Source organism: Mucilaginibacter gossypii (genome assembly GCF_900100945.1).
Lineage (GTDB): Bacteria > Bacteroidota > Bacteroidia > Sphingobacteriales > Sphingobacteriaceae > Mucilaginibacter > Mucilaginibacter gossypii.
This window is the reverse complement of sequence record NZ_FNCG01000001.1, coordinates 242,920-267,802: the sequence shown is the minus strand read 5'-3', so window position 1 is coordinate 267,802 and position 24,883 is coordinate 242,920. Positions and strand designations below refer to the sequence as shown.

At 40.9% G+C, this 24,883-nt stretch carries 18 protein-coding genes; 10 read left to right on the top strand and 8 right to left on the bottom strand.

Going from position 1 to position 24,883, the window contains the following annotated elements:
* Positions 1 to 114: 114 nt before the first annotated feature.
* The 4 genes from BLS28_RS30455 (at position 115) to BLS28_RS01195 (ending at position 6,885) form a co-directional block, all read left to right on the top strand.
* The gene (locus tag BLS28_RS30455) at positions 115 to 534 is read left to right on the top strand and encodes a hypothetical protein (protein ID WP_143020670.1); all 420 of its coding nucleotides are present in this window, start codon (positions 115 to 117) and stop codon (positions 532 to 534) included.
* A gap of 726 nt (positions 535 to 1,260) precedes the next feature.
* Entirely contained in the window at positions 1,261 to 4,500 is a 3,240-nt protein-coding gene (locus tag BLS28_RS01205) for a SusC/RagA family TonB-linked outer membrane protein (RefSeq protein ID WP_091162465.1), read from the top strand.
* A gap of 29 nt (positions 4,501 to 4,529) precedes the next feature.
* Entirely contained in the window at positions 4,530 to 5,969 is a 1,440-nt protein-coding gene (locus tag BLS28_RS01200; RefSeq protein ID WP_091162463.1) for a SusD/RagB family nutrient-binding outer membrane lipoprotein, read from the top strand.
* Between the two features lie 22 nt (positions 5,970 to 5,991).
* Complete coding sequence (locus BLS28_RS01195; RefSeq protein WP_091162462.1) at positions 5,992 to 6,885, top strand: BT_3987 domain-containing protein; 894 nt, start codon at positions 5,992 to 5,994, stop codon at positions 6,883 to 6,885.
* 243 nt (positions 6,886 to 7,128) lie between these two features.
* On the opposite strand, the gene BLS28_RS01190 is transcribed toward BLS28_RS01195, so the two are convergent.
* A complete protein-coding gene (locus BLS28_RS01190; protein ID WP_091162460.1) occupies positions 7,129 to 8,352 on the bottom strand; it encodes a CehA/McbA family metallohydrolase in 1,224 nt (407 codons plus the stop codon).
* Positions 8,353 to 8,573: 221 nt separating this feature from the next.
* Between BLS28_RS01190 and BLS28_RS01185 the strand changes: the two genes are divergently transcribed.
* Entirely contained in the window at positions 8,574 to 9,509 is a 936-nt protein-coding gene (locus tag BLS28_RS01185) for a DUF5996 family protein (RefSeq protein ID WP_176844332.1), read from the top strand.
* 124 nt (positions 9,510 to 9,633) lie between these two features.
* Positions 9,634 to 9,882, top strand: a complete 249-nt coding sequence (locus BLS28_RS01180; RefSeq protein WP_091162456.1) for a hypothetical protein — start codon at positions 9,634 to 9,636, stop codon at positions 9,880 to 9,882.
* On the opposite strand, the gene BLS28_RS01175 is transcribed toward BLS28_RS01180, so the two are convergent.
* Entirely contained in the window at positions 9,883 to 10,437 is a 555-nt protein-coding gene (locus tag BLS28_RS01175; protein ID WP_091162454.1) for a hypothetical protein, read from the bottom strand. It abuts the gene before it with no gap.
* A 157-nt stretch (positions 10,438 to 10,594) separates the two neighbouring features.
* Positions 10,595 to 11,143 carry a fasciclin domain-containing protein gene (locus BLS28_RS01170; protein WP_091162452.1) on the bottom strand — a complete coding sequence of 183 codons (549 nt, stop codon included), beginning with the start codon at positions 11,141 to 11,143 and terminating at the stop codon, positions 10,595 to 10,597.
* Positions 11,144 to 11,369: 226 nt separating this feature from the next.
* On the opposite strand from BLS28_RS01170, the gene BLS28_RS01165 reads away from it, so the two are divergent.
* Positions 11,370 to 11,600: a helix-turn-helix domain-containing protein gene (locus BLS28_RS01165; RefSeq protein WP_091162450.1), complete on the top strand. Its 231-nt coding sequence runs from the start codon at positions 11,370 to 11,372 to the stop codon at positions 11,598 to 11,600.
* 130 nt (positions 11,601 to 11,730) lie between these two features.
* Positions 11,731 to 12,081 carry a hypothetical protein gene (locus tag BLS28_RS30450; RefSeq protein WP_143020669.1) on the top strand — a complete coding sequence of 117 codons (351 nt, stop codon included), beginning with the start codon at positions 11,731 to 11,733 and terminating at the stop codon, positions 12,079 to 12,081.
* A gap of 67 nt (positions 12,082 to 12,148) precedes the next feature.
* Here BLS28_RS30450 and BLS28_RS01160 read toward each other — a convergent pair whose 3' ends face one another.
* From BLS28_RS01160 to BLS28_RS01140, 5 genes are all read right to left on the bottom strand, one after another.
* Positions 12,149 to 12,760, bottom strand: a complete 612-nt coding sequence (locus tag BLS28_RS01160; RefSeq protein WP_091162448.1) for a TetR/AcrR family transcriptional regulator — start codon at positions 12,758 to 12,760, stop codon at positions 12,149 to 12,151.
* Positions 12,761 to 12,815: 55 nt separating this feature from the next.
* The gene (locus BLS28_RS01155; protein WP_091162446.1) at positions 12,816 to 14,363 is read right to left on the bottom strand and encodes a DHA2 family efflux MFS transporter permease subunit; all 1,548 of its coding nucleotides are present in this window, start codon (positions 14,361 to 14,363) and stop codon (positions 12,816 to 12,818) included.
* A gap of 588 nt (positions 14,364 to 14,951) precedes the next feature.
* Positions 14,952 to 15,323, bottom strand: a complete 372-nt coding sequence (locus BLS28_RS01150; RefSeq protein ID WP_091162444.1) for a VOC family protein — start codon at positions 15,321 to 15,323, stop codon at positions 14,952 to 14,954.
* A 119-nt stretch (positions 15,324 to 15,442) separates the two neighbouring features.
* Entirely contained in the window at positions 15,443 to 18,007 is a 2,565-nt protein-coding gene (locus BLS28_RS01145) for a DUF7133 domain-containing protein (RefSeq protein WP_218134329.1), read from the bottom strand.
* A 162-nt stretch (positions 18,008 to 18,169) separates the two neighbouring features.
* On the bottom strand, positions 18,170 to 19,027 hold the full coding sequence (locus BLS28_RS01140) for a 3-keto-disaccharide hydrolase (RefSeq protein ID WP_091162440.1): 858 nt from the start codon (positions 19,025 to 19,027) through the stop codon (positions 18,170 to 18,172).
* A gap of 344 nt (positions 19,028 to 19,371) precedes the next feature.
* Here BLS28_RS01140 and BLS28_RS01135 point away from each other — a divergent pair, with 344 nt between their 5' ends.
* Both BLS28_RS01135 and BLS28_RS01130 read left to right on the top strand, forming a co-directional pair.
* A complete protein-coding gene (locus BLS28_RS01135; protein WP_091162438.1) occupies positions 19,372 to 23,460 on the top strand; it encodes a hybrid sensor histidine kinase/response regulator transcription factor in 4,089 nt (1,362 codons plus the stop codon).
* A gap of 187 nt (positions 23,461 to 23,647) precedes the next feature.
* Complete coding sequence (locus tag BLS28_RS01130) at positions 23,648 to 24,481, top strand: glycoside hydrolase family 16 protein (protein WP_091162436.1); 834 nt, start codon at positions 23,648 to 23,650, stop codon at positions 24,479 to 24,481.
* Positions 24,482 to 24,883: the final 402 nt, after the last annotated feature.

Genomic DNA, 24,883 nt, shown 5'->3' with positions numbered 1-24,883 from the left:
CTACCGAAACAAACTTAAAAAAATGAAAAGCCATCGCACATCTTATTTATATGAATTATGCTTACCCGGTTACTGCACCCAATATATACCGAAATCTATTAACAGAAAAAAGTGATGGAATACTTTATTAGCACATTTATAATAATGCTGATTTGTATAATCGCATTATTACAGGATAAATCTTATGACAACGGGATAGTTTTACCAAGACCTCAGAGCAAACTTCCAGACCGAAGAGATTACCGGTTACTTAAATACAACCAAGCCTCCCACTCTATTTCGCGGATATCCCCTCAATTACTTGTTAGTGAATATGGAGCTCAAACAGGTTCATTAGCGACATCATCAACAGCCAGGCGCGTCTATCCCTCAAATTTTAACAGGACAAAAGTATTACAACCAAAGTCTAACCCAACTATTCAATCAAATACTGAAAAAGATACAGATGTCGCAAACGCCTTTTGCTCACAATGCAATTTAAGCTTCTTTGCTCCTGCCTGCAACTATTACAAACAATCCTTTAAGGTTGCATAATCGGCAGATGACAACTTCATGGCGGCGGATATTTGCTATCTGGCAATTAATGAAGTAATTAAGCTGCATTGAAGTGCTAAGTGCCGCCCCCCATTTTTATTAAACCACAAAAAATGGCTGCAATCAAAATACCTTGCTATTACAGTTTGACAATTAAATTCCTTTTAAAACATTTTATTTAAAAACAGAATCTGACAAAAAATAATAATATATACAGAATACAAATAATTAAAAACCTAACAATCAATTAATTAAATATTTATAAAAGCAATTCGGGTATTACAAGCAAAAGCTTTCACCCATTAATTTTTTAATATTCAGTCATTTGTCACTTTCTTTTTACAAAAAATATTATTATTTTTAAAAAAGTAAACTAAAACGTTTTTCTCAAACGTATATTTAGTTTTTTAATTTAAAAAAGAACACGCTTTTTCAATTATTACTTACATATCTCATTAATACTGGCTTTATAAAGTAATATTTCATGTCATTTTCCATAAACATCGTACCAACCGCCCTGAAAATTAAAATTCATATAAATTTTATATGAATTTCATATGAAGAATTCAAAAAAAACCACATTTCACTTATTTTGCATTAACGTTTTATCAATTTTTTTATAAATATTTTAATATATATAAAAAACTTTAAAAAAATTTTAACTTTTTTTTCATTTTATTACAAAAATTGTAGTTTTGGATATTAACTAAAACTGATTTTTTAACAATGAAAAAACTCCTACTCGCAAGCTGGTGTTTGTTCATGCTATTTTTTAGTGTGGTACATGCACAAAACAAAACGGTTACCGGCCGGGTAACTTCAAAAGACGATGGACTACCGCTGCCAGGCGTGTCCGTAAGAGTTGTAGGTACCACGCTCGGTACGCAAACAAATGCAGATGGTAAATTTTCTTTATCTGTTCCTGCCTCTGCAAAATCTTTAGGCTTTAGCTTTATTGGCTTTACATCTCAAACAGTTGAAATCACTTCGACACCATTAGATGTTAAACTAACAAGCAGCGCTAATAAACTATCAGAAGTGGTAATTACTGGTGCTTATGGCACCAAACAGTCATCACGATCGGCTTCATATGCAGCACAGGTAGTAAAGTCAGATGCATTGAACACTATCCGCCAGCCTAACGTTAACAACGCATTGGCAGGTAAGGTTGCAGGTGTTCAGGTACGTAGCCAGTCGGCTGCAGCTTTGGGCCGCAATACCAACATCAGGCTTCGTGGTGCTACAGGCTTTGGTAGCGGTAACAACCCTTTATATGTTGTTGACGGTACAATAATGCCAAACGCCGACGATTTGAGCAATGACGACATCGACAACATTAGTATTTTGAATGGTCCTGCAGCATCTGCTCAGTTCGGTTCACAGGGAGCTTATGGCGCTATCGTTATCTCAACTAAAAAGGGTAAAAAAACAAAGGGCGTTGGTGTTGAATTAAACCTTGGTGCCAATTTCGACAAGGCTTATATTCTGCCTAACTACCAAAACAGTTATGGTGGCGGTGCTTCTGCAGATTTCATTCAATACCATTGGAAAGACGGCGATCCTGAAGGATGGAAAGCTTTAGATGGCAAATATTACCCGGATTATACCGACGACAGTAGTTGGGGCCCTAAAATGGTTGGCCAGGAATATATTCCATGGTATGCATGGGCTGCTGGTACCAAATACTCTTTCAAAACTGCCAAATGGACCCCACAGCCCGATAACGCAAAGGATTTCTTCCGCACCGGTGTTTCTTTAAATAACAGTGTGGCATTTACTAAAGCAGCTGATGATTACAACATCAGGATGTCATACAATAACCAGCACACTACAGGTATAGTGCCTGAAACCTGGCTAAACAAAAACAACTTCACCTTAAACGCCAACTACGATCTTAACAAACACCTCACAGCAGGTGCAAGTATTAACTTTTCGGGTACACAACTTCATGGCCAGATCAGTGATGCTTACGCAAGCGCTTCAAGTGGCTCGTTCAACTCATGGTTCCACCGTGATTTGGACATGGGTATCATGAAAGAATTACAGGATCTAAAATCACCTGACGGCACCTATGTAAGCTGGAACCACCAAAACCCTAACTCATACGATCCATCAAACCCGGGCTCGTTTTATGCGGGTAACTATTGGTACAACCCTTATTTATGGCAAAAACAATGGCAAAACCTTAACACCCGCGACCGTTTGTACGGAAACATATACTTACAGTACAAGATCAATAATGATTTAAGCTTCAAGGTTACCTACCGCCGCAATCAAACCAACACCTGGAACGAAGGCAAAATTTCGTCTGAAATACAGGCAAGCGGCACTCAAACAGGTCAAAAAGCAGGTTATGGCACTTCAACATCATACTCAAACCGCGAAAACTACGAAACCTTGCTTAACTATGATAAGCAGATCAAAGATTTCCACCTGAATGTTAATGCCGGTAGCGATTTTTACAACTGGAGTTACAAAGACAACGGTGCAAACACCAACAATGGTTTAAGCGTTCCGGATTTGTATACATTAGCAAACTCTGTCGATCCGATCAGTGCCAGCAATACCAGGATCCAGGAGCAATACCGAGCGGTATTTGCAAAAGCTTCTGCCAATTACAAAAGGATTGTATATGCTGATGCGACTTTACGTAACGACTGGTTTTCAACCATCTCTACTATAAACAACGCTAACTCAGTGTTGTCAAAATCATTTGGTGGGTCATTCGTATTCAGCGAGGTATTGCCTGAATTTAAAGACTGGTTAAACTATGGTAAAGTAAGGGGATCATGGGGCCAGGTACCATTAGCCTTAGGTAACTCAACTGAAACATTTGGCGCATACAGGAACAATACACTATACGGTATCGCTCCAAATAAATGGAATGGCGCCTTATTGCAAGGTGGCCCAACCCAATTTGTTGACCCTGCCTTACATGGCACAACCACTACTTCAAAAGAGATTGGTTTAGACTTAGGTTTCTTTAACGACCGTTTAACTTTTGGCGCTACTTACTGGGCTGCAGATGACAAAGACCTTCCATTGGGCTTAGCGGTTAACGCTGCCAGTGGTGTATCATCTATCCTGACCAACGTAGGTTTGATCAAACGGAGAGGTTTGGAGATAACTGCAAGCGGTACCCCTATCCGGTTACCAAACTTTAGCTGGACAATTAATGCCAACTTTGCACAGTTATTGGATAATACAGTAGTAGAGATCAGCAATAAATACGGTGTTGACCGTGTGCAGGTTGCAGGTGTATGGGGTACAGACATGCCTTACCTGATCAATCAAAAAGGCAAATGGTGGGGCCAAATTTACGGTAACGGTATCAAACGCAATGCTGCCGGGGTCCCAATTCTTACTTCATCCGGCGCTTACATCAATGACCCTAACGTATATTTCGGCAGTGCGTTGCCTAAATATACCGGTGGTATACAAAATACATTCACTTTATTTAAAGAGTTTGTGTTGAGCGCAAATATCGACTATCAGTTTGGTGGCAAATTCGCTTCATTATCAAACCGTTGGGGTCAATATAGCGGTTTAACGGCTAATACGGCGGCACTTAACGATAAAGGCATGTCGGTACGCGACCCTGTTGCTGATGGTGGCGGTGTTAAAGTTACCGGTGTTGATGCCGACAATAAAGCCGTGACCTATTACGTCGACGCAAAATCATACTATCAGGGTTTAACAAACAATAAAACTTACGATCCCTACATCTACGACTTGACTTTCATCAAACTTCGCGAGGTTGCTGTAGGTTACAACCTGCCGATTAAAAGATGGGGTTTAGGAAATGTATTCCAATCGGCAAGGATTGATTTAACCGGCCGTAACTTATTGTTGATATACGCTAAATCTAAGGATTTCGATCCGTCAGAGATCACCGCGACAGAAGGTGAAACTGCCCAATACCCAGGTACGAGGGGTTTTGGTTTCAACCTAAAAGTAACATTCTAAGCGAACAAGGATTATTAGACTAAGAAAAAATGAAAAAGATATATCTATATACATTAGCAGGCGCGTTCACCTTTTTGGGCGCGGGCTGCAATAAGCTAAAGGATTTTGGCGACGTAAACAACAATCCTGCAGCAACAGTAACGCCTATCCCTTCGGCCTTGCTATCAAACGTTGAGGCAAATTTGGGTGGTTATGCATCAACCGGTACCGAGGCAATAAGCGGTGGCCAGTATGCTCAATATTTTACTGAAACGCAGTATTCAGGTACTTCATTGTACAACCTGCCTCAAAACGGGTTTACAGGCAATTATGCAGGTAATCTTAATAACCTGCAGCTTATCATTAACCAAAACCCAAGTAAAAACATGGTTAATGTGGCTAAAATACTGCAGCAATATATTTTCTGGATAGTAACGGATTCGTGGGGCGATGTTCCTTACAGCGACGCACTCAAAGGGGCGGCTAACATATTGCCTAAATATGATTCCCAGGAAACCATTTATAAGGGCATACTTACCACGCTGACTACGGCTATAAATTCGTTTGATTCATCGCCAATAAGCGGTGACATCATTTATGGTGGTGATGTGGCATCATGGAAAAGAATGGCAAACTCCCTTAAATTGCTTGTTGCAATTCAAATGTCAAAGGTAACCGCTTCTTCTTCCATCGCATCTGCGGCAACCAACGAAGCTATTACCCCAGCTAATGGAGGAGTAATAACTACTACCGATCAAAACTTCAAACTTCAATATCCTGGAGGTAATTACAAAAGCGCATGGTGGAACCTGTATAACGGACGTAAGGACTTTGCCGAATCAAAAACCCTTACCGATTATACCGCGAGCACCAGCGATCCGCGCCAGGCAGCTTTTGGCGGCGAGAGTGAGCAGGCGGGTAACGTTACGACATCAAATATTGGCGTTCCATACGGCTTAGCGCGTTTAGCGGTGACCTCTTTTACCGACGCTAACCCAAAATGGGCACGTGTTTTACGCGGCGACTTCAGGCTTGAAAACGGATCAGTAACCCTGATCACAGCTGCAGAGGTGTGGCTGGCAAGGGCCGAAGCTGTAAACCTGGGCTGGATCACTCCAACAACATCTGAAACAGTAGCCATCGATTTCCAAAATGGTATAGGTGAATCGTTCGTACAGTGGGGGCTAACATCTGCTGCGGGTAAAACTTTCGCACAAGGCTTAGGCACACCTAACATTCAGCTAATTTCAACTCAGCGTTGGGTGGCAAGTTACCCTGACGGCCATATGGCCTGGGATATCTGGAGGAAAAGTGGATACCCAGTACTTACGCCTGCTCCTGATGCTACAAACGCATCAAAGCAAATTGTAAGGAGGTTTGTGTATGCTACTTCAGAGTACAATACCAACGGCGCAAACGTTAGCGCGGCAGTTACACGCATGGGCGGCGATACTCAGGATACAAGAGTTTGGTGGGATGGTGGTAAATAATCATTTTAAAAATTGACACAACATGAAAAAGAACATATTCAATAAATATTTGCTTGTTGCCTGTATCGGATCTGCGATTGCTTTTTCAGGCTGCCGGAAAGAAACCATTGCTGATAAGGTTGGCGGGCAGGCTATGGACAATGGCAAGTCGTTTGTCGGCTTTCCAGACGGTCTTGAACAACAGCATTTCTTTGATCCATTCACAAACATTAAAACTGTTGATGTATTTTCTATCAAACGCGACGCAAAAAGCGCTGCTGATTTGCAAAAAGATCAAACTGTGGTCTTAAAAGCAATTCCAGACGCAATTGATAAATACAACGAAAATAACGATACGGAGTATGAATTACTGCCAACAAGTCTGTATACAATAAGCAGCACCAAAGTTACTGCCGGAACTTCGGGAAACCTAAATGCTAAATTTGCTCCTGGCGACTTCCAGAACTATTTTACCATCAAATTAAATGGAAGTAAATTTGATCTGACAAAAAAATACGCGCTTGCTTATATAATCAGTGACGCTGCCGGTTTAACCGTCCATGCTGAAAGCAAGGACACGCTATACACCTTCTTCGCTATCAAAAACAAGTATGATGGTGAATACCACTCAACTGGTATTTTTCACCATCCTGTGAATGGCGACCGAGCAATTGATCGGGATAAAATCCTTACTACAGCTGGTGCTACAGCCGTAAGCACAGAAATTGGTGATATTGGCGGATCAATGACCCTGACTGTAAATGAAGCTACAAACGAGGTAACCGTTTCTGGTAATGTTAGTGCAACCCAACCGTTATTACCTGTTGCCGGGAAGAAAAGCATTTATGACCCTGCGACTAAAAGCTTCATACTAAATTACAGGTACCCAGCCGGTACAGGTGATCGTGTTATTGAAGAAACTATCAAACACAAATAATAAAAAATCAAAAAAGAGCCGTTTTGCATTGCATAATGCGGCTCTTTTTATATCCTGTTACATCACATAATTGATGACATACTGACCTTATTAAACTAAACAAATCCGTATTGAATTGGGGTTTTAACAATTATTATAAAACACCAACACTTTTAACTGCAGCTTCGTTCTTTTAGTTAATAGTTACAACAAGAAACCGTACACAGTAAGCTCGTGTACGGTTTTCCCTATTATATTCGGTTGTCAGAAATTCGGATCAAAATTAAAACAGATCGGGTTTGACAATCCTACCATATTACCGCTCAGTGCTGCTGATTGCGGCACCTGAGGGTAAGGTGTAGACGGCCCTTCTACCGTCACCCGGTAATAAGTACGGCCGGCTATTGCCGGTGTATCGGTAAATTCAATCATGGGCATTTTTCCTTCCATTTTAAAAGCACCAAACGGGTTGCCGTTTTTTACCACATTGATAGTGTAGGTAGTATCCTTTATACTGTTCCCGGTTAACTGAACTTTAAATTTAACCGGCTTACCTGTTGCCTTTACATTATCCCCCATCATCATATCCATTTTATCGTCGCCATTTAAATCAGCATAAAACTCAACACGGGGAGCATATGGGTTTGAACTTATGGATACCCGTCCGTTGGTTAAGGCGTCAATAACGGCTTGCTTAGTACGTGCAGTTGCAAATACCCAGGTAGTAGGCGTTCCTGCATAATTGGCTTTAGCCTGGTAAGTATTAGGGCCTGGTTTTTCATCCCCTACAGGCACGCCGTGATGAGCATCGCTCCCTCCCCTGCCGGTTAGCTTTCGGCCCGATGAAAGCATATCATCCCAGATCATGATCGCATTGGCATTTTTTGACCAGATGGCCGAATTCCATACTTCGATAGAATTAACCATATCATACGAATACCCAAAATGATCTTTACCGCTGGGATGGTTTGCCGACAGGTGAATACCAAGTTTATTCTTTATGCGCCCAACAACAGTATCACGCTGATCGCGCACATCGTATAACTGCTGATGATTATAAGGCCTGGCCGAAAAGGCGTTGCCGTGGCCGCGGGTAGTTGTCCATTCGGCAGCGTAAAGCAGCAATACCGAATCTGATTTAAACTCCGGATCAGCCCAGGTATTGTGGGCTACGTCGCCTTCTACATGATTATCGTGATCGGTAATAGCCAGGAAATCGATCCCTACCAACTTGCAAAAAGTAATGATCTTGCTGATTGAATTATTTGACGACTCCTTGCTATGCCTGGAGTGCATATGCAGCTCGCCTTTAAGCCAGATACCCTGACTGAGACTGGCCGGCGGCGGCAGTGTACCCAGCGGTTTTTGAGCCCAGGGGTTTACATGGGCCGATTGCCCCAATGCCGAACCGCTGATGCAGCCCGCAACCATAATTATTAAACCGGTTTTAATTAACAGTCCAATGTTCCTGTTAGTGGTTAGTACCATAAGTAATTTTGTCGATCTTTTTATTTTGTAATACTTTCGGCAGCCAACTTAGCCCACTCATGTTAGCTCACCGTTAACAGGAACAAATGATATAAAAATGTGACAGTGAAGCAAAAATTGAGGTGTCCGCTTTAATTTTTATTTGACTGAAAATTAAAGCTAACATCCCGCAAAACATTTGTAATTTAGGATTAAGCGATTTAACTCAACAAATTACACCTATGAGCAACCCGACAACAACACGCTGGCCTAGGCTCGATTACCATGATCTTAAAGATACCCTTGCAAGTGTTCATATGTGGACTCAAATCATTGGTAAGGTAAGACTAAAACAAATGCCCTGGATCAATCATTCATGGCAGGTAACCCTTTATGTAAGTTCAACCGGTCTAACTACCGGAAGTATGCCATTTGAGGGCGGCGTTTTCCAGATAGATCTTGATTTTATCAGTCATACCCTGAATATATCCACCAGTACCGGAGAAAAACGATCGTTTGGGCTCGGTACCGGAAGCGTGTCCGCCTTTTACAGTTCCCTGATGAATAGCATTGCTTCAGTTAATGCAGGCGTAGAAATATATGCAGTGCCGAATGAAGTGGAGCCGGCTATTCCTTTTGCCAAAAATCATACGCCATGTAACTATAATGCTTCCATTATGCATGATTACTGGCAGGCGCTGGTAAGGATCCATAATGTTTTCACAGAGTTCAGGGCCGGGTTTCAAGGAAAAAATAGCCCGGTACATTTCTTTTGGGGAGGATTTGACCTGGCGGTCACCCGCTTTTCGGGCAGGCCTGCACCAAAACACCAGGGCAGCGTTCCCAATATGCCCGCGATAGTAATGCAGGAAGCCTATTCGCAGGAAGTAAGCTCATGCGGCTTTTGGCCAGGCTCAGATGCCTTCCCTCATCCCGTTTTTTACGCATATTGCTACCCTACTCCCGAAGATTTTGCCAAACAGCAAGTATCGCCTCCCGAAGCATTTTACAGCGGGGAAATGGGTGAGTTTTTATTGACCTACGAAGTTGTTTCCCGATCGGCCGACCCGGAACGGACTCTGCTTCAATTTTTGCAATCCACGTATGACGCCGCGGCTAAAACGGGTAATTGGGATAAAGATCTGCAATGTGATTTGTCGGCATTAAAGAACGCATGAGATAAACATTGAGAGGACTCTTTCGACAGACCCTGAGGAAGCTGTTCTAAGAACCTGGAAATATATTTCAATTTGGTATTATGCAAATTATCATTTAACTTTATTTAGCAATAATTATTTGATTATGAGCCAATTTCCAGATCCTGACGAAACCCCAACCCCTGAAGAAGACAGTGGAAATATCCCTGATATATGGGATATCAAAACATCAGGCAAGGGTCGTGTGGGCAGGTCAGACATTAACCTTGATGAGGCCATGCCTTGTGCCGAAGACAGCGAGCCCTATTTGGAAGGGGATATAGATACCCCCGGTTTATGGGATGATAACGACCTGTCATCGTCTGATCAGGCGGATTATCTGGGAGCGGAGTAGTCAGGAAGCTATAGTTGCAATAGCAAAAGCTATCCCCATAACTATGGGCGAAAAAAATATTGCCCGTAAACAAAGTACGTAAATATTCCATCTATAATCGTTTTTCTTTGTGTTTTGCTCAATCCGTTCCTGGTAATTGATGATCTCAACTTTGTAAAACCTCAGGATCCTTTCATCATCAGCAATATCCTTATGGAAAAATGCCTTATCAAAGTATACTTTGGGATTTGTACCTGGCAAAAGATATTCACTTGGGGTTAAGCCTTGCAGTACAAACATTAAACCTACTATCAAAAAATAAAAGATCCCTACAATTGCTGTAAACAACAAACTATCCAGGTGAGGTGTATCCTTCCATTTTCCGATAGCATAAGCCACAAGACCAATTAAAACACCTGAAACCAGGGTTAATAATCCGTTTGATCGTTCATAAATACCCTTTGCAGTTTCTATGGTGTAGTTATATGATTTTTCGGCCTGTTCAAATATGAACTTTGCATCTTCCAGGGTCAATTTATTGAGCCATTCCTTTTTTTCCTGCCAGTAGTTTTCCATATGGATACTTTTAACCTAATTTAAACTAAATCCGGCGTAATCCATACAAAATCAACTAAATACAATTTAATTCGCCTCGTGTACTGGCGTACCCCAATAAAAAAGCCCGGCGCTTTTTTAAGCAACAGGGCTTCGTTCTTTTATATTTGGGCTTCTATTAGTTAGGCATCAGCACAGTATTAACTACATGGATAACACCATTTTTTTGAAACACATCGGCAATGGTGACCCATGATTTATCACCTTTTTCGTCGACAAGGTATAGTTTTTTGCCTTTTGCCATAACAGTAAGTGTACCGCCCGCTACAGTTTTTAGTTCAGCTTTCCCCATACCTGCCTTAACTTTAGTCCATAAATCTGCCGAGCTTAAACGGCCTGCTACTACGTGATAAGTTAGGATCTTGGTCAGCGTTGCTTTATTCTCTGGTTTTAATAAAGTTGGAACGGTCTCTTTCGGCAGTTTACTAAATGCTTCATTAGTTGGCGCAAAAACGGTGAACGGGCCCTCGCCCTTTAGGGTTTCAACCAGGCCCGCTGCCTTAACAGCGGCAACAAGTGTAGTGTGATCTTTTGAATTTACAGCATTATCAATAATATCTTTGGTGGGGTACATAGCCGCGCCGCCTACCATTTTGGTTTGAGCGTTGACTTTAGGGACTACTGCAAAAGCTACTAATGCAAAGGCCGCGATGATCATTTTTTTCATAAATTATTATTTCAATTAGTTTGGAAGAAACTACGATTCACGGCAGCTAACAGATTTACAATCAATCAAAAATACACACAAAAATCTAATTATCAACAAGTTAATAATACCCTATTTTAGAGTAAAGCTATGTTTTCGGCATAATAAACAACTCACCTGTTTATTACATGCATTTCCAATCCGGGGCGTTCACAATTACGTTTATAATTGAAACCAGCAACAACAAATGCTCACCGAAAAACTTATAGCCAACAGGATCCGTACAGTAAGGCAAGAAAAAAATTACACTCAGTTTTACGTTGCCTACAAGCTCAACGTATCACAAAACACGTTCAGTAAAATTGAATTAGGAAATGTTAAACTGACCCTTGCCAGACTCATTGATATAGCAAAGGTTTTGGAAGTTGATTTGCATGACTTTTTAAAAGAAGAGCATTTGCATATTATCGCGAGGTAAAACTTTCCCTGGAGCTATTGGGCTCTCCAAGTTGCTTATTTCTATTTTCCAGGAAGATCAATCATATATTTTCGGAATATGACTTTGACCGCGGAATCTTCAATAAATTAAGCCTGGCTATTAACACTTCATGAAAAACACAACGTTGATTTACCGTGTACTGCCCGACTCGCTTTATCTGATATTCGGGCTCAATTACTTTTTACATTTCATAACCTATCAATCGCTTCACGCAGGCAAAGCAGTGGCTTTCATAGCACGCCCAAAGGCAAGGGATATTTTTTATCCTATGCAAAATGTCATACAAATAGTTAGCGGACTATCATTGATATTTAATCGTTACGCGCCGTTTTCGACCGTTGTATTATTCCCGGTCAGTTTAAATGCTTTATTGTTTCATACGTTTTTAGTGCGACATCGGGCTGGCTCATGGGTGTTACACTTGCAGTACCTAACCTGCTGCTGGGTTACGCTACCGTAAGTATTACAGCAGCATGTTTACCATGAAGGCCGTTGGGGAATAAATTATTTTGATAATATCAATATTCCTACACACCCTTTAAAGCCTGTGCTATCCAAATTGGAATCAGCTTCTTTCTTTCCTTTATCATCGTTGTAAATTCGGCGGCATCAAAATAGCCTGCCTCCAATTGCCTCGGTCGCACAAGAAAAGGGAAAACAATCATACCGGCAATATTCCACATCAGGTTAATGGGATGAAATTTCATGACGCCATCGGCCTGCAATGCATAAAGCTGCCTGGCAAAAACAGAATCGGTTAATGTCTTAATTTTTTCGACCATGGGCAAGGTGGTGTGCCCTGCAAGCACTTCGTTTACCATAAAAAATGGAAAATCAGGATTTTCTAAAAGCTGGTCGATATAATACCCTACGCAAATCTCTATCTTTTCAATAGCGGTAGAAGCCTCGTCGTTTAAAACCGGTTCAATTTTATCAAAAAGCTTTTTTATGGTTTCGTCCATGATAAACTCAAAAAGATTTTCCTTACTGCGGAAATAATAGTTAACCGATGCCACGTTGGTATTGGCCTCGGTAGCTATGTCCCGTACAGTAGTTGCCAGGAAGCCCTTTTTAGTGAAGATGCTCCTTGCAGCATTCAGTATTTTTTCTTCGGTTGTTGTTTCGGCTATTGTAGTCATGGATGATATATGTTTCAAATTTAGTCATTCAAAAACATATATCATCCGGGGCTGATTAATGTGTATCAGCCACAGCCTTTTGCCCTTTTACAATCGGCGCTAAAAATATCAGCGGAATGGCTGCCAGCATCACCCAACCAACCACAATGTAAGCGTCGTTATAACTTAGCAGTGTGCTTTGCTTGTTTACAGTACCGTCAATAGCGGCATAGGCCATTTTTGAAGCATCAAAAAAAGATTTCCCTTTAGCCATAAACCCGTGCAAAAGTGCGTTATATCTATCGGTAAAATAGTTATTATACGGATTGATATTACTTAACAAGTTATTGCGGTGCGTTGCCACGCGGATATGGATCAGCGTATTTAACCCGGCAATACCAAACGAACCGCCAAGCTGACGCATCATATTATTTAAGCCGGTTCCCTGCCCTATCTCAGCCCCCTTTAAGCCACCGATGGCAATAGTAGTAAGCGGAACAAAAAGGAGTGACAAACCGATCCCCCTGATAGCCAAAGGCCAAAAGAAATCGCCGGTACCTGATACCAGCGTCGAGCCGCTCATAAACCAGGAGAAAATGAAGAACAATATCATGCCCCCCACAGCCATAAACTGTGCAGGTAAACCTTTATTAAGCATAATACCCACAAAAGGCATCATCATAATGGTGAACAAACCACCCGGCAGCAGGATCTCGCCGGTTTGCTGTGCCGAAAACCCCAGCAGGTTTTGACAAAAAACCGGAAAAACGAACTGCGACCCATACAAGCCAACACCAAGTATAAAGGAAGTAACCATCCCGGCCGAAAAGCTGCGGTGCCGCATGATCTTGAAATTAACAATAGGATGATCGGTGCTTAACTCACGCCACAAGAAAAGCAGCAGGCCGATAACCGCTGTACAGCTGAGTACAATAATATAAGTAGTGGCAAACCAGTCTTCATCCTCTCCCTTCTCTAATATTGTTTGTAAACTTCCTACCGTAATTGCTAACAAAGCAATCCCCCACCAGTCAATAGGTTTGTCCTTGCCATCTCGGGATGTCACTTTTACGTACATCACTGTAAATATCGATGCAAGGATGCCTACAGGGATATTCACGTAAAAGATCCAACGCCATGCCGCATGGTCTGTTATGTAACCACCAATTGTAGGGCCTATGGTTGGCCCTACTACTGCGCCCAATCCAAATAAAGCTGTTGCAGTGCCTAACTGTTCTGCCGGCCATGTTTCAATCAGGATAGCCTGTGATGTTGAAAGCAAACCGCCACCTGCTAAGCCCTGTAAAATCCGGAAAGCAACAAGCTCCGTAAGACTGCTGGAATTACCGCATAAAAACGAGGCAATGGTAAATACAATGATGGACGTTAAAAAATAGTTTTTACGACCGAAAAAACTACTCAACCAGCCCGACATGGGCAAAATGATAACGTTTGCTACGCTGTAACCCGTAACTACCCAGGCAGCATCAGTTATGGTGGCCCCAAGGTTACCCTGAATTTGAGGAATGGAAACGTTAACGATGGTGGTATCTATTAATTCTAACAATGAAGCAATGATTACCGTGATGGTAATGATCCACTTTTTAAATCCTGACTCGGCCATTTGATAAATTTTTTTGTCTTAAATAATGGCACAAATTAATCAATCGTTTGATTAAAACATTTGTTTTAAATATTTGTACAAATTATTACTATGCAGTGACATGATAATTAATATTAGATAGAAAGGCAGGAGTAGTTGGATTCTTTTGGATAAATAGATTAAGGCTGTATAAAAATTAAACAGACAATCCTTACCTAAGAATTGAAATCTAACCGATAATATTTATTCAAAAGGGGGTTAACATGTTTCCGGAAAAAAACACACAATTAAATGATTATTAATCAGATATGCAAAACAACCCTAAATTGTGTTAACCCTGTTAACCCTTCTGTTAGTACAGTCAATCCAAAACTATATATCGCTTAAGAATCTGAGTAAGGCAAAAAAAGAAGAGGCTGATCATGATTTATGATACAGTAAGTACTCACCGGAGATTTCATTGATTTTTTACATCATTTGCTACAAGCAGAGCACGTTGTTCTCCTACGAATACATCGATCAATCCAGAGTATCAAAAATCACTGAAGCTTGCCCGAAATTGGGATGTGGTGGGCCCATTATTTTCCGGCTTTAGGGCACAGAAAAAAATTAAGGCTTGTTAAAGAATTCACCAAAATGCCAGAGGATTCCGGAAGGGTCATGTAAAAAACATTCCCTACCCCATTGCTCTACACGGATTGGGGTTAATCTTACGCCGGCATATTTTGCAGGCAGATCAAGAGCCAGCAACTCGTTCCAGTAGCGGGCAACATCATCAACTTCCAGAAACAACATGGTGTTATCAACCCAATCTTTAACGTAAGCGTTCTGAAGATAAAATGCCAGCTGACCTGTCTTGAACACCGACATATTGGCATCCAGTACAACCTCTTCAAATCCCAGGTCGCGATAAAAACTTCGCGATATTTCAAAATCTTTAGCGCCGATGAATGGCCTAAGCGATATAGCTTTGTGTTGCATAGTGTAGTTTAAATTTGAGCAGGCAACCTGCTAAATAAGAAGCAAGTTGCCAACTAATTAAACACGAAGATACTTTATAACCGCTGGTTTTCAAGCAGCTTCAGACTTCTTCCTCATCTTTAATTTTTTTGCTGAGATAGAAAAGTAACCAGTGATGCAAATTCATCATATGATAATGCATTGGCAAGCCCAACAGGCATCATAGATGTTTTCAGTTCCTTCCTGGTAATCACATCGCTGGATTTAATGGTAAATACATCTCCGGTAATGTTTCTCATCACTATTTTTTGGGCAGACTCATCTGTAATAAATCCCATATAATTTTTATTCCCTTTAGCTGTGATCATCACAGTGGCAAATCCCTGCGAAATAGAAGCGCTGGGTTTTAAGATGGATTCGGCAATTTGCTGGCGGTTCATGATAGATCCTATCTGTCCCATAAACGGGCCTTTTAATTTTTCGCCACGGGTAAGGCTATGGCAGGCTACACAACCTTGCTGCGTAAAGAGTGCCTTTCCTTTCTTTGGATCTCCTTTAACTTTGGCTAACATTAACATCACATCTTCAATAGATGAATTACCGATCTGCCCTTTTTTGTTCAGGATCTTTGACAAATCTACTTTAATCTCTTTTGTTGGAACACTTTTTTCCTCGCCGCCAAAAGCCGTGATCCCCATTTGGTGGCGCTCATTCAGGTCAGCATAAAATTGCTTGCCGGCAGCGCCTGCTTTGCTTCGTTCAAGCGTCAGGAACTTCTCGATACGAGCCGAGCCACCCCAGGTTATACCCTTATAAATTGGGCCATGTGAATCGGGCCGGGTTCCCCACCACCAGGATGCATCATAGGGAGCTTCCTGCTTATAAAGGCGTGCCAGGGTTACCAATATTTGTTTCTTTGTTTTTACATCTTTGATTTTGGGATAAGCGACAATCAAACCGTTTACCGCTTTAGTATCGTACATATACCGCAATGCCCATAATGCTAATGTCGAATTGGTAGTTCCAATTGCACTAACGCATTCATCAACCGCATTCATGCTTACAAGTGCCCTCACAGCCAGATGGGGCAGTATTATGGCCGAATTGGGCGTGGCGTGCGGCCCTTCGGTATTTTTAGCAGGTGCTGCAAAACTTGCAGGAACTTGCGTTTTAAGCAATTGAGGAGCGGCTTCTAAACGGCCAAGACGACCCAAACCTATAATTGCCGCAGCTTTCACGCGCGGAGACGGATCTTTCAGCCCGTTCAAAAAGGGAGCTATTGGCACTTGTGCTATTCCTTCTTTCCTGTCTGTTAAGGCTCGTAATGCAAATTCCCTCAGAGCATTATCCTCCGTAAGTTGTACAAGGTTAGCTATTCCGCTCTCCCGGGCAATTTGTCCGTAAGTAAAAAGAGCAGCCACCCGTGCATATAAAGCAACACTCGCATCTGATGCTATGGCAAAAGCTGCCTTGCTGCTTTCGTCAGCCGGCCTGGTAATAAGTTCCTGTGAAGCATTTAATCTCGCCACTGCGCTTTCTGATTTTAACATATTGGCCAAATCAGCTACGGCCAGCGCTTTAACATCAGGAAATGCTTTATAGTTCCATCCATTAGGTATGGCCCTGATAACATAGCCCTTTGATGCACTGCCCGAATATCCCGCGCCATCCCAAGCTGAAAGATAAAGCCGCCCCGAACCATCAACATCAAGGTCAGTGATCTGAGGTAGTTCAATAAACGGTTCCTCAGTTTGTTTAAAACTGGCACCATCTGGTTTTACCCTATTAATATAAAGTTCGCTCCGTCCCCAGTCGGCCGTCATAGGTACATGGTTATATTTTTCGGGCCAGGTAGGTTCATCCATAAATAGCGAACCTGTGCCTGAACCTCCGCCCAAATCAACCAGGGCGGGCAGAATCTCATCTGTAAAATGCTGAAATAATAAGGGGTAACCATATTCGCCCGATTGAATATGATGCGAAAAACGGATGTTCCATCCGCCGCCATCATTGGTATTGTCTCGGGTAAATACATTCATGTACGGATCTATAGCAACATCATAAATATTGCGGGTACCATGAGTATAAACCTCCATTTCTTCGCCATTAGGCCTTACCCTTATAATGCCGCCGCCAAGCATGGTCAGTTTTTTACCATCGCGGTCGGTAGCATCATGAAAGCCGAAATCGCCAACAGCTATGTAGATCCATCCATCAATCCCCATACGGATGCCATTAGTGGCATGGTCTGTTCCGCGTTCAACCAGCATGTGAGCATTACTCAGGTGCTCGACGAGTGGTTTTGGCGGCCCGTCGGCTATGCCATCATGATCTTTATCTTCAAAAACTTCAAGGATCATACCAGTTGCCTTAAGAGTTTCTTTTGAAAAAACTGTATGAAGCACAAAAACCTGGTCGCCCATGATGAGTATACCGCGCGGATCATCAACATCAGCAAAATCTGTATGTTTATCTAACTTACCATCATTATCGCTATCGATAAGTTTAATTATCCGCCCTTTTCCGGGGTCTTTACCCAGCGAACCAATCATATCAACGCCAACAAACACCTCGCCTGTGGCAGCCACAGCTAAACAAGCCGGACTTGGTGTAAGCTCAGGTCCGGCAAACCTGGTGATTGTAAAGCCGGCTGGCCAATGGAGCGAATCGCTCTTAGAATGACTTTGTCCTCGTATTGAAGCCAAAGTATTTGGTTTAGTGGGTCCCGCTTCGTTACTGCGGGTATTTGCAAAATATTTGAACGTCAAAAAGAAAGATAAACAGAGGAATAGGGTTAAGGAAAACTTTAACATTTTTATTTTTAATTATACAGGTAAAAGGCAGTCAAATTAGTCTTTTTATTTTATTTATTGTTTAGGAATCCGTTTCTCAGCGGTTAACTGCTTAACTACGTCGGCCAATTTCTGACGATCATGCGCGTATTTTTCAAGATCAACAATTTCAACTTTCCTAAACTCAACAGGATGACTTTCGCTTTGCAGGGAAATTGTACCACTTTTTAACAACGCACCCTCCTCTGTACTGCCAACCGGGTCCAGTTGCGGGCGCTGATAACGTAACACTTCTTCTCCGTTTACATAATGCACCACCAGCGAATCGCCCAAAACAAGAGCCTCCACCCTAACCCACTGATCGCCATGAAAGGTTTCGGATTTTGAATCCAGGCAATGACTTTTAACAACCGAGTTATTTAAAACGTACTGTGTACCGGGGGTGCACACGTTCGCGGTCGGCCTTTTATCTTTACCATTGCCGCCCAACAACTGAACCTCAATGGATATTGGAAAATCCTGGTCTACCTTCATAGTTTTAGGATCCTGACCATGTATCATAATTCCGCTGTTGCGAAACGCCCATCCGGGGCCACCTTTTACCTGGTTACCTGTGAAACGATACTCCACACCTATAAGATAATATGAAAAAGGCTTTTTGTAAAACAAATGCCCAAACTGGTCATCAAATTTTTCATATTGATCATAATTTACCTGGATCTTATGATCAACAACCCTGAAGGTGTTACCAAAATTTTCATTTAATTGATGTTTCCTGATTTTAACAGTCCAATCCGTTAAATCCTTTCCGTTAAAAAGCTGTTCCCACTTAACTTTCAATTTTGGGTCCGGGCTTTTCAACGCCAGCAATATGGGCAGGCTTATTAAAAATAAAACATTCAGTATTGAAAAAGTGAGTCCACGCTTTATCATGACATATTTTTTGATTATCTAACTATTAGTTTATTGCCCGAAAGATAAAAAAGCAGATTGCTATATCGGTTTAATCGGCTGCTGATCAAAAATGCAATAATAGAATTAGAAAAAAAGGGGGTAAAACCCTAAATTTAAGGGGGTAAAATAAATTGCCTGTAAAAATCAAGATACAGAAACCTATCTGGTAGTATAGAAGCAATTAGCTTATAAACATATACTCAAAACATCTCCCTGAACACTACTCTGCCCTTGCTTTGTAACATTATCACTTGGATTAAAAAACAAGACACTTTTGTAAATCATTTTGATATTTTTACTTACCAGTTATTAACTAATAATTTATGTTGCATAGTAGGATAAATAACATCTTAAATCCGAAAATATACTTTAGTTTCCTGTTCCTTTTCGTTTACCTAAATGTTTTTGGTTTCACAGCCGGGCAGCCCGTGCGGTATCTTGGTATCGAAAACGGACTATCTAATAATGCGGTTACATCTCTCTACCAGGATCAATATGGTTTTATGTGGATGGGTACTTATGATGGCTTAAACCGGTATGACAGCGATGAATTTAAAGTCTACAGAAACGAGTGGAACAACAACAAATCCCTCCCATACAATCATATAAGTGCCTTAAATGGTGTTGGTAACAAAATATTGATAGGCACACAACGCGGGCTTGTTTTTTATAATTACCCCGACTCTTATTTTTATCCGGAATATTTCCGGGAGCACAACAGCGGGCGCCGGTTAAAAATAGCTTCAAATATAAATGTTATTGTAACCGGTAAGGATAGCAGTATATATATAGGATCCGATGAGCTGGGATTATTGAGATATGATAAAACCAGGAAACTTTACCTGCAAACGAGGCTTACCGACCAATATAATTATAGTGTAAAAGCATTATGCCCTACCCGGGCAGGCGTTTGGGTATTTGTAAAAAACCGCGGGCTGGGTTTATACGATCCAAAATCTGATCGTATAAATATCATCAATACTCAACTTTACAATGCCAGTTGCCTGCTTTCAGATAAAGCGGGCAACCTTTGGATAGGCACTGAAAACGGCTTGTTTATATTTGACAGTAAAACACGAGCTATCAAGAGGTTTCAACTGGCTATTGATAAACTTACCAGCGATAACATATCCAATTTAACTCTCGACGAAAAAGGTAATATCTGGATAGCTACCGACGGTGGCGGCATCAATATTTTAAATACAGATAGTGGCAAACTCACTTTTATTACCAATGGTAACAAAGCGGGTTCATTGCGCAGTGGGGCTGTTACCGCTGTTTATAATGACAGGGAATCAAGAAAGTGGATAGCAACGCTGCGCGGTGGGGTTAGCGTGGTGGACAATTTTAAAAAGCCATTTGCACTTTTTAACAACGATCCCTTCAACAAAAACAGTGTGATCAACAATTTTATTCTTTCCTTTTGCGAAGATGAAAAGCATAACCTATGGATAGGCACCGATGGCGGCGGGCTTTCTTACTGGGACATTAAAAATAATTTATACACCGGCTATACTCATGCATCAACCGGCGGAGGCTTAAGTACCGATTTTATTGTAAGCATACTTAAAACCTTCGATAATAAAATATGGGTTGCTTCTTTCAACGGTGGTATTGACCAGTTTAGCAAAGCTACCGGCAAATTCAAGCATTACAACTGCTATAATACATTAACCCAAACAACCGATAGAAACCTATGGAAACTTTTTGAAGATTCCAGGCACCATTTATGGGCAGGTACTACCAGGGGTGGCCCATTATATCTTTATAACCGAAAAAATGACCGCTTTGAACTATTTGATGAAAACCTGGTTAACATACACGCTATATTTGAAGACAGTAATGGAAACTTATGGGCAGGTAATTACACCCGGCTCATTAAAATAGATACCGTTAAGAAGGCTCATCATTTTTTTAATGTGGGCTATGGCATCAGAACCATCGCGGCTGATAATTCAAACCATTTATGGGTTGGCACTGAGGGTGGTGGATTGCTAAAATTCAACCTTCCTGATATGAGCAGTGTGAGGTATACCAAGGCTAATGGTTTGCCAGGTAACTCAATCCTTAACATTCTTATCGACAATAAAGAAAACCTATGGTGCAGTACTTACAATGGTTTAAGCAGGTTTTCCCTGGCAAAAAATAAGTTTACAAATTATATTGTTTCTGATGGTTTGCAAAGCCTCCAATTTAATTACAACGCGGCTATCCGGCTTCAATCGGGCAACATGGCCTTTGGAGGGATTAATGGATTTAACATTTTTAATCCCGACAGCATACAGGTAGCAGACCATCGGCCCGATCTTCGTATTACCGGCCTGAAAATTGACAATTTAGAAACCGATGGCTCCAGCGAATTGCTCAAAAATCAATCTGTAGCCGATCTTAAAACAATCCAGCTTAATTATGAACAGGCTGCGCTTACCGTTCATTACACGGCGCTCGAATATTCGTTTCCGGATAAAATTGAATATGCTTATTATCTTGAGGGATGGGACCATGGGTGGAACTATGTGGGCAAGACCAAATCTGCATATTACACTCATTTAAATGAAGGCTGCTACAGGCTAAGGATCAAAGCTACAGACACCCGGGGAAACTGGATGCCGAAACAGATCAGTGTTAAAGTTATTGTGTTTCCGCCATGGTACAGAACGTTGTGGGCCTACGGGGTATACCTGGTTATTATCTTTGGGATAATATACCTTTATCTTTTATATCGGGTAAAGCAGGCAAAGCTTAAATTTGAAATTAACCTGGCTAACTTAAAGGTTGAAAAGGAAAAAGAACTGAATGAAAAAAAGCTCGCTTTTTTTACCAATGTTTCGCACGAGTTCAGAACGCCACTTACGCTAATCATTAATCCTGTCAAAGATCTGCTGGACAAAAATAAAAGCCATTCGGACGAGCTAAATACAGTATATAGGAATGCCCGCCGCTTATTAGGATTAGTAGATCACCTACTGCTGTTTCGCAAAACTGAAAGCGAAAACGCGCAGTTAAATATAAGTGAGATAAATTTTGTACGGGTATGCGAAGAGGTATTTTCGTGCTTTGCACATCAGGCTAAAATCAAAAACCTGAATTTTAACATTGAAACAACCAGCAGGAATATCGCGGTATTTGCCGATGTCGAAAAAATAGAGATCTCATTGTTTAACCTTATTTCGAATGCGGTTAAGTTTACACCTGATCATGGCACCATCAAGATTTTTGTAGAAGAAGATGACACACATGTTTACTTTAAAATATCAGATAATGGCATTGGTATCAATACCGACACCGGCGATAAACTGTTTGATAAATTTTATCAGGTAAAGGACAATAATTATTTTAAAAAGGGCTTTGGTATCGGTTTGTACCTGGTTAAAGTATTTATTGATTACCATAAGGGCACGATAAATTATTTAAATAATAAAAATGGCGGAACAACCTTTACCTTAAAGCTATCGAAAGGAATAAAACACTTTTCGGCAGAGGAGATAAATATTGTAACAGTTCCTGACTATAATTTTGTAAATGACCTTATAGATCATGACAGTAAAGAACTGATTGAAGAGAATGGTGAATTACAGAAGCTTGAACTGTTTAGCCAGGAAAAGCATACCCTCGTTGTTATTGACGATAATGAACAGATCAGGACATATATCAAAAAAATATTTTTTGCCGACTATTTAGTTCTTGAAGCAAAAGATGGAGCAACCGGTCTTGAGCTGATTAAAAAATATATACCAGATCTGATCATCAGCGATATTGTAATGGACGGAATAAACGGGTTGGATTTATGTAAAATGATTATGGAAGATGCGGCGATAAAGCATATCCCGGTTATTTTGCTCACCGGCGATACCACACCCGATATTATGGTTAAAAGCCTTGAACAAGGCGCAATAGACTTTTTGCGAAAACCATTTGATAAAGAATTGCTCACAGCAAGGGTTAAAAGTGTGTTGAGGAATAAAACCAAACTTCAGCAATATTTTTATAAGGAGGTTACGAAGGAAAACATAGCCATTAATATTTCGCGGGAAAATAAAGACCTGCTCAACAACTGTATTGCTGTTATTGAGCAAAACTTCAACAGCGACAATTTTGATGTTTATGCCCTTGCCGATGCAGTCGGCATTAGCTATCCAACATTATTTAAAAGGATCAAAAGCACTACCGGTCAGTCTATCAATAACTTTATCAGGTTTGTTCGCCTGCGTAAAGCTGCCGAGCTTCTTATCCAAACCAATTGTAATATCAACGAGGCGGCAATACAGGTAGGGATCAGCGATATCAAATATTTCAGGGAACAATTTCACAAACAATTCGGCGTCAATCCATCAGAGTTTATCAGAAAACACCGGGCAAATTTCCAGGTCTCCTATCGATTAAACGAGTTTGAAAAACCTCAGGTAAATTAAATATCAATTGGACAAAGGCGAGTAGAAGAAACATCAGGCTGTCTTAAAAACAGAAAAACAACCTTGAATATAATTTTCTCGCCCTTTAATTTATAGTTATGTCCCTCTTTTATACTTTAAACTATGCCTTACTTTGTTTCTGACAAAATCGACAATCTCATTTAAGATTTATAACTATTTCGTTATCATGATTACTAAAATAATAACTGCCATATTGCTTATAGCGCTTCCGGTTCTCGGTAAATGTCAGCAGGATACGCTGGGCGGCTATAAATTGGTTTGGGCAGATGAGTTTAACAAATACGGTGCTCCCAATCCGGATAATTGGGCATTTGAATCCGGTTTTGTACGGAATAATGAAGATCAATGGTATCAGGAACAAAATGCAATTTGCCGCCACGGCAAATTGATAATCGAAGCGCAGAGGGTACACCTGATAAATCCTGGGTACGTACCTAACAGTACCAACTGGAAACAGAAAAGACAATTTATAAATTATACCTCATCAAGCATTAACACAAGGGGCAAGCACAGCTTCCAATACGGCCGGTTCATTATGCGAGGCCGTATAAGTACCGATGCCGGCCTATGGCCCGCTTTTTGGACCTTAGGTATAGAAAAGCCCTGGCCTGCCAACGGAGAAATTGATATTATGGAATATTACCAGAGTAAGCTTTTGGCTAATATTGCCTGTGGTACGGCGGTCCCTTATAAAGCCAAATGGTATAGTAACACCAAAGCCCTCCATACTTTCAAAGCTAACTGGAGTAAGAAATTTCATACCTGGCGTATGGATTGGGATGCCACAGCTATAAGTTTATATGTTGATGACAGCTTGCTCAATCGTATCGAGCTAAAAGATCTTGTTAATCAGGACGGCACTCAATTTAACCCTTTTATGCAGCCTCATTATATATTGCTGAACCTTGCAATAGGAAGCGACAACGGTGGCGACGCATCTGCTACAAAATTCCCTAAACGGTTTGAAGTTGATTACGTTAGGGTGTATCAAAAAAAATAAAGCGCTGGATCAGTACATTTTGTTTGCTGCCTTTTAAAATTGTCATATATACATTATTCCTAACCAAAAACAGGGACATAAGACCGTTTTATTTTAAAAACGTTGCATATAATGGATTTTATCCCCTTTTTTTTACAGCTTTACCCCCTTTTTTTGCAAAAAAATAGCACTTAATTGTGGCTACCAATTAACATAGACTGTTTGTTATCCCCTGCAAAAATTATACGGCTTTTTCGTACAGATTTTTTATTTGTTAAAAAATTGCCTGCTGATGTTGTGCAATAATATAGCTTCTTAAGTTTTAAGAAACACCAGGCTACAATTATTAACGCCGGCATAAAACGGAAAGCTACCATTGTTCTTTGAGATTACCGCCTGAATTTCGACCTGAATTTAAACTGT

What these genes read in the sequence shown, in the direction of transcription:
- BLS28_RS30455 (WP_143020670.1), top strand. Translation starts at nt 115, where the DNA reads ATGGAATACTTTATTAGCACATTTATAATAATGCTGATTTGTATAATC.
- BLS28_RS01205 (WP_091162465.1), top strand. Translation starts at nt 1,261, where the DNA reads ATGAAAAAACTCCTACTCGCAAGCTGGTGTTTGTTCATGCTATTTTTT.
- BLS28_RS01200 (WP_091162463.1), top strand. Translation starts at nt 4,530, where the DNA reads ATGAAAAAGATATATCTATATACATTAGCAGGCGCGTTCACCTTTTTG.
- BLS28_RS01195 (WP_091162462.1), top strand. Translation starts at nt 5,992, where the DNA reads ATGAAAAAGAACATATTCAATAAATATTTGCTTGTTGCCTGTATCGGA.
- BLS28_RS01190 (WP_091162460.1), bottom strand. Translation starts at nt 8,352, where the DNA reads ATGGTACTAACCACTAACAGGAACATTGGACTGTTAATTAAAACCGGT.
- BLS28_RS01185 (WP_176844332.1), top strand. Translation starts at nt 8,574, where the DNA reads ATGAGCAACCCGACAACAACACGCTGGCCTAGGCTCGATTACCATGAT.
- BLS28_RS01180 (WP_091162456.1), top strand. Translation starts at nt 9,634, where the DNA reads ATGAGCCAATTTCCAGATCCTGACGAAACCCCAACCCCTGAAGAAGAC.
- BLS28_RS01175 (WP_091162454.1), bottom strand. Translation starts at nt 10,437, where the DNA reads ATGGAAAACTACTGGCAGGAAAAAAAGGAATGGCTCAATAAATTGACC.
- BLS28_RS01170 (WP_091162452.1), bottom strand. Translation starts at nt 11,143, where the DNA reads ATGAAAAAAATGATCATCGCGGCCTTTGCATTAGTAGCTTTTGCAGTA.
- BLS28_RS01165 (WP_091162450.1), top strand. Translation starts at nt 11,370, where the DNA reads ATGCTCACCGAAAAACTTATAGCCAACAGGATCCGTACAGTAAGGCAA.
- BLS28_RS30450 (WP_143020669.1), top strand. Translation starts at nt 11,731, where the DNA reads ATGAAAAACACAACGTTGATTTACCGTGTACTGCCCGACTCGCTTTAT.
- BLS28_RS01160 (WP_091162448.1), bottom strand. Translation starts at nt 12,760, where the DNA reads ATGACTACAATAGCCGAAACAACAACCGAAGAAAAAATACTGAATGCT.
- BLS28_RS01155 (WP_091162446.1), bottom strand. Translation starts at nt 14,363, where the DNA reads ATGGCCGAGTCAGGATTTAAAAAGTGGATCATTACCATCACGGTAATC.
- BLS28_RS01150 (WP_091162444.1), bottom strand. Translation starts at nt 15,323, where the DNA reads ATGCAACACAAAGCTATATCGCTTAGGCCATTCATCGGCGCTAAAGAT.
- BLS28_RS01140 (WP_091162440.1), bottom strand. Translation starts at nt 19,027, where the DNA reads ATGATAAAGCGTGGACTCACTTTTTCAATACTGAATGTTTTATTTTTA.
- BLS28_RS01135 (WP_091162438.1), top strand. Translation starts at nt 19,372, where the DNA reads ATGTTGCATAGTAGGATAAATAACATCTTAAATCCGAAAATATACTTT.
- BLS28_RS01130 (WP_091162436.1), top strand. Translation starts at nt 23,648, where the DNA reads ATGATTACTAAAATAATAACTGCCATATTGCTTATAGCGCTTCCGGTT.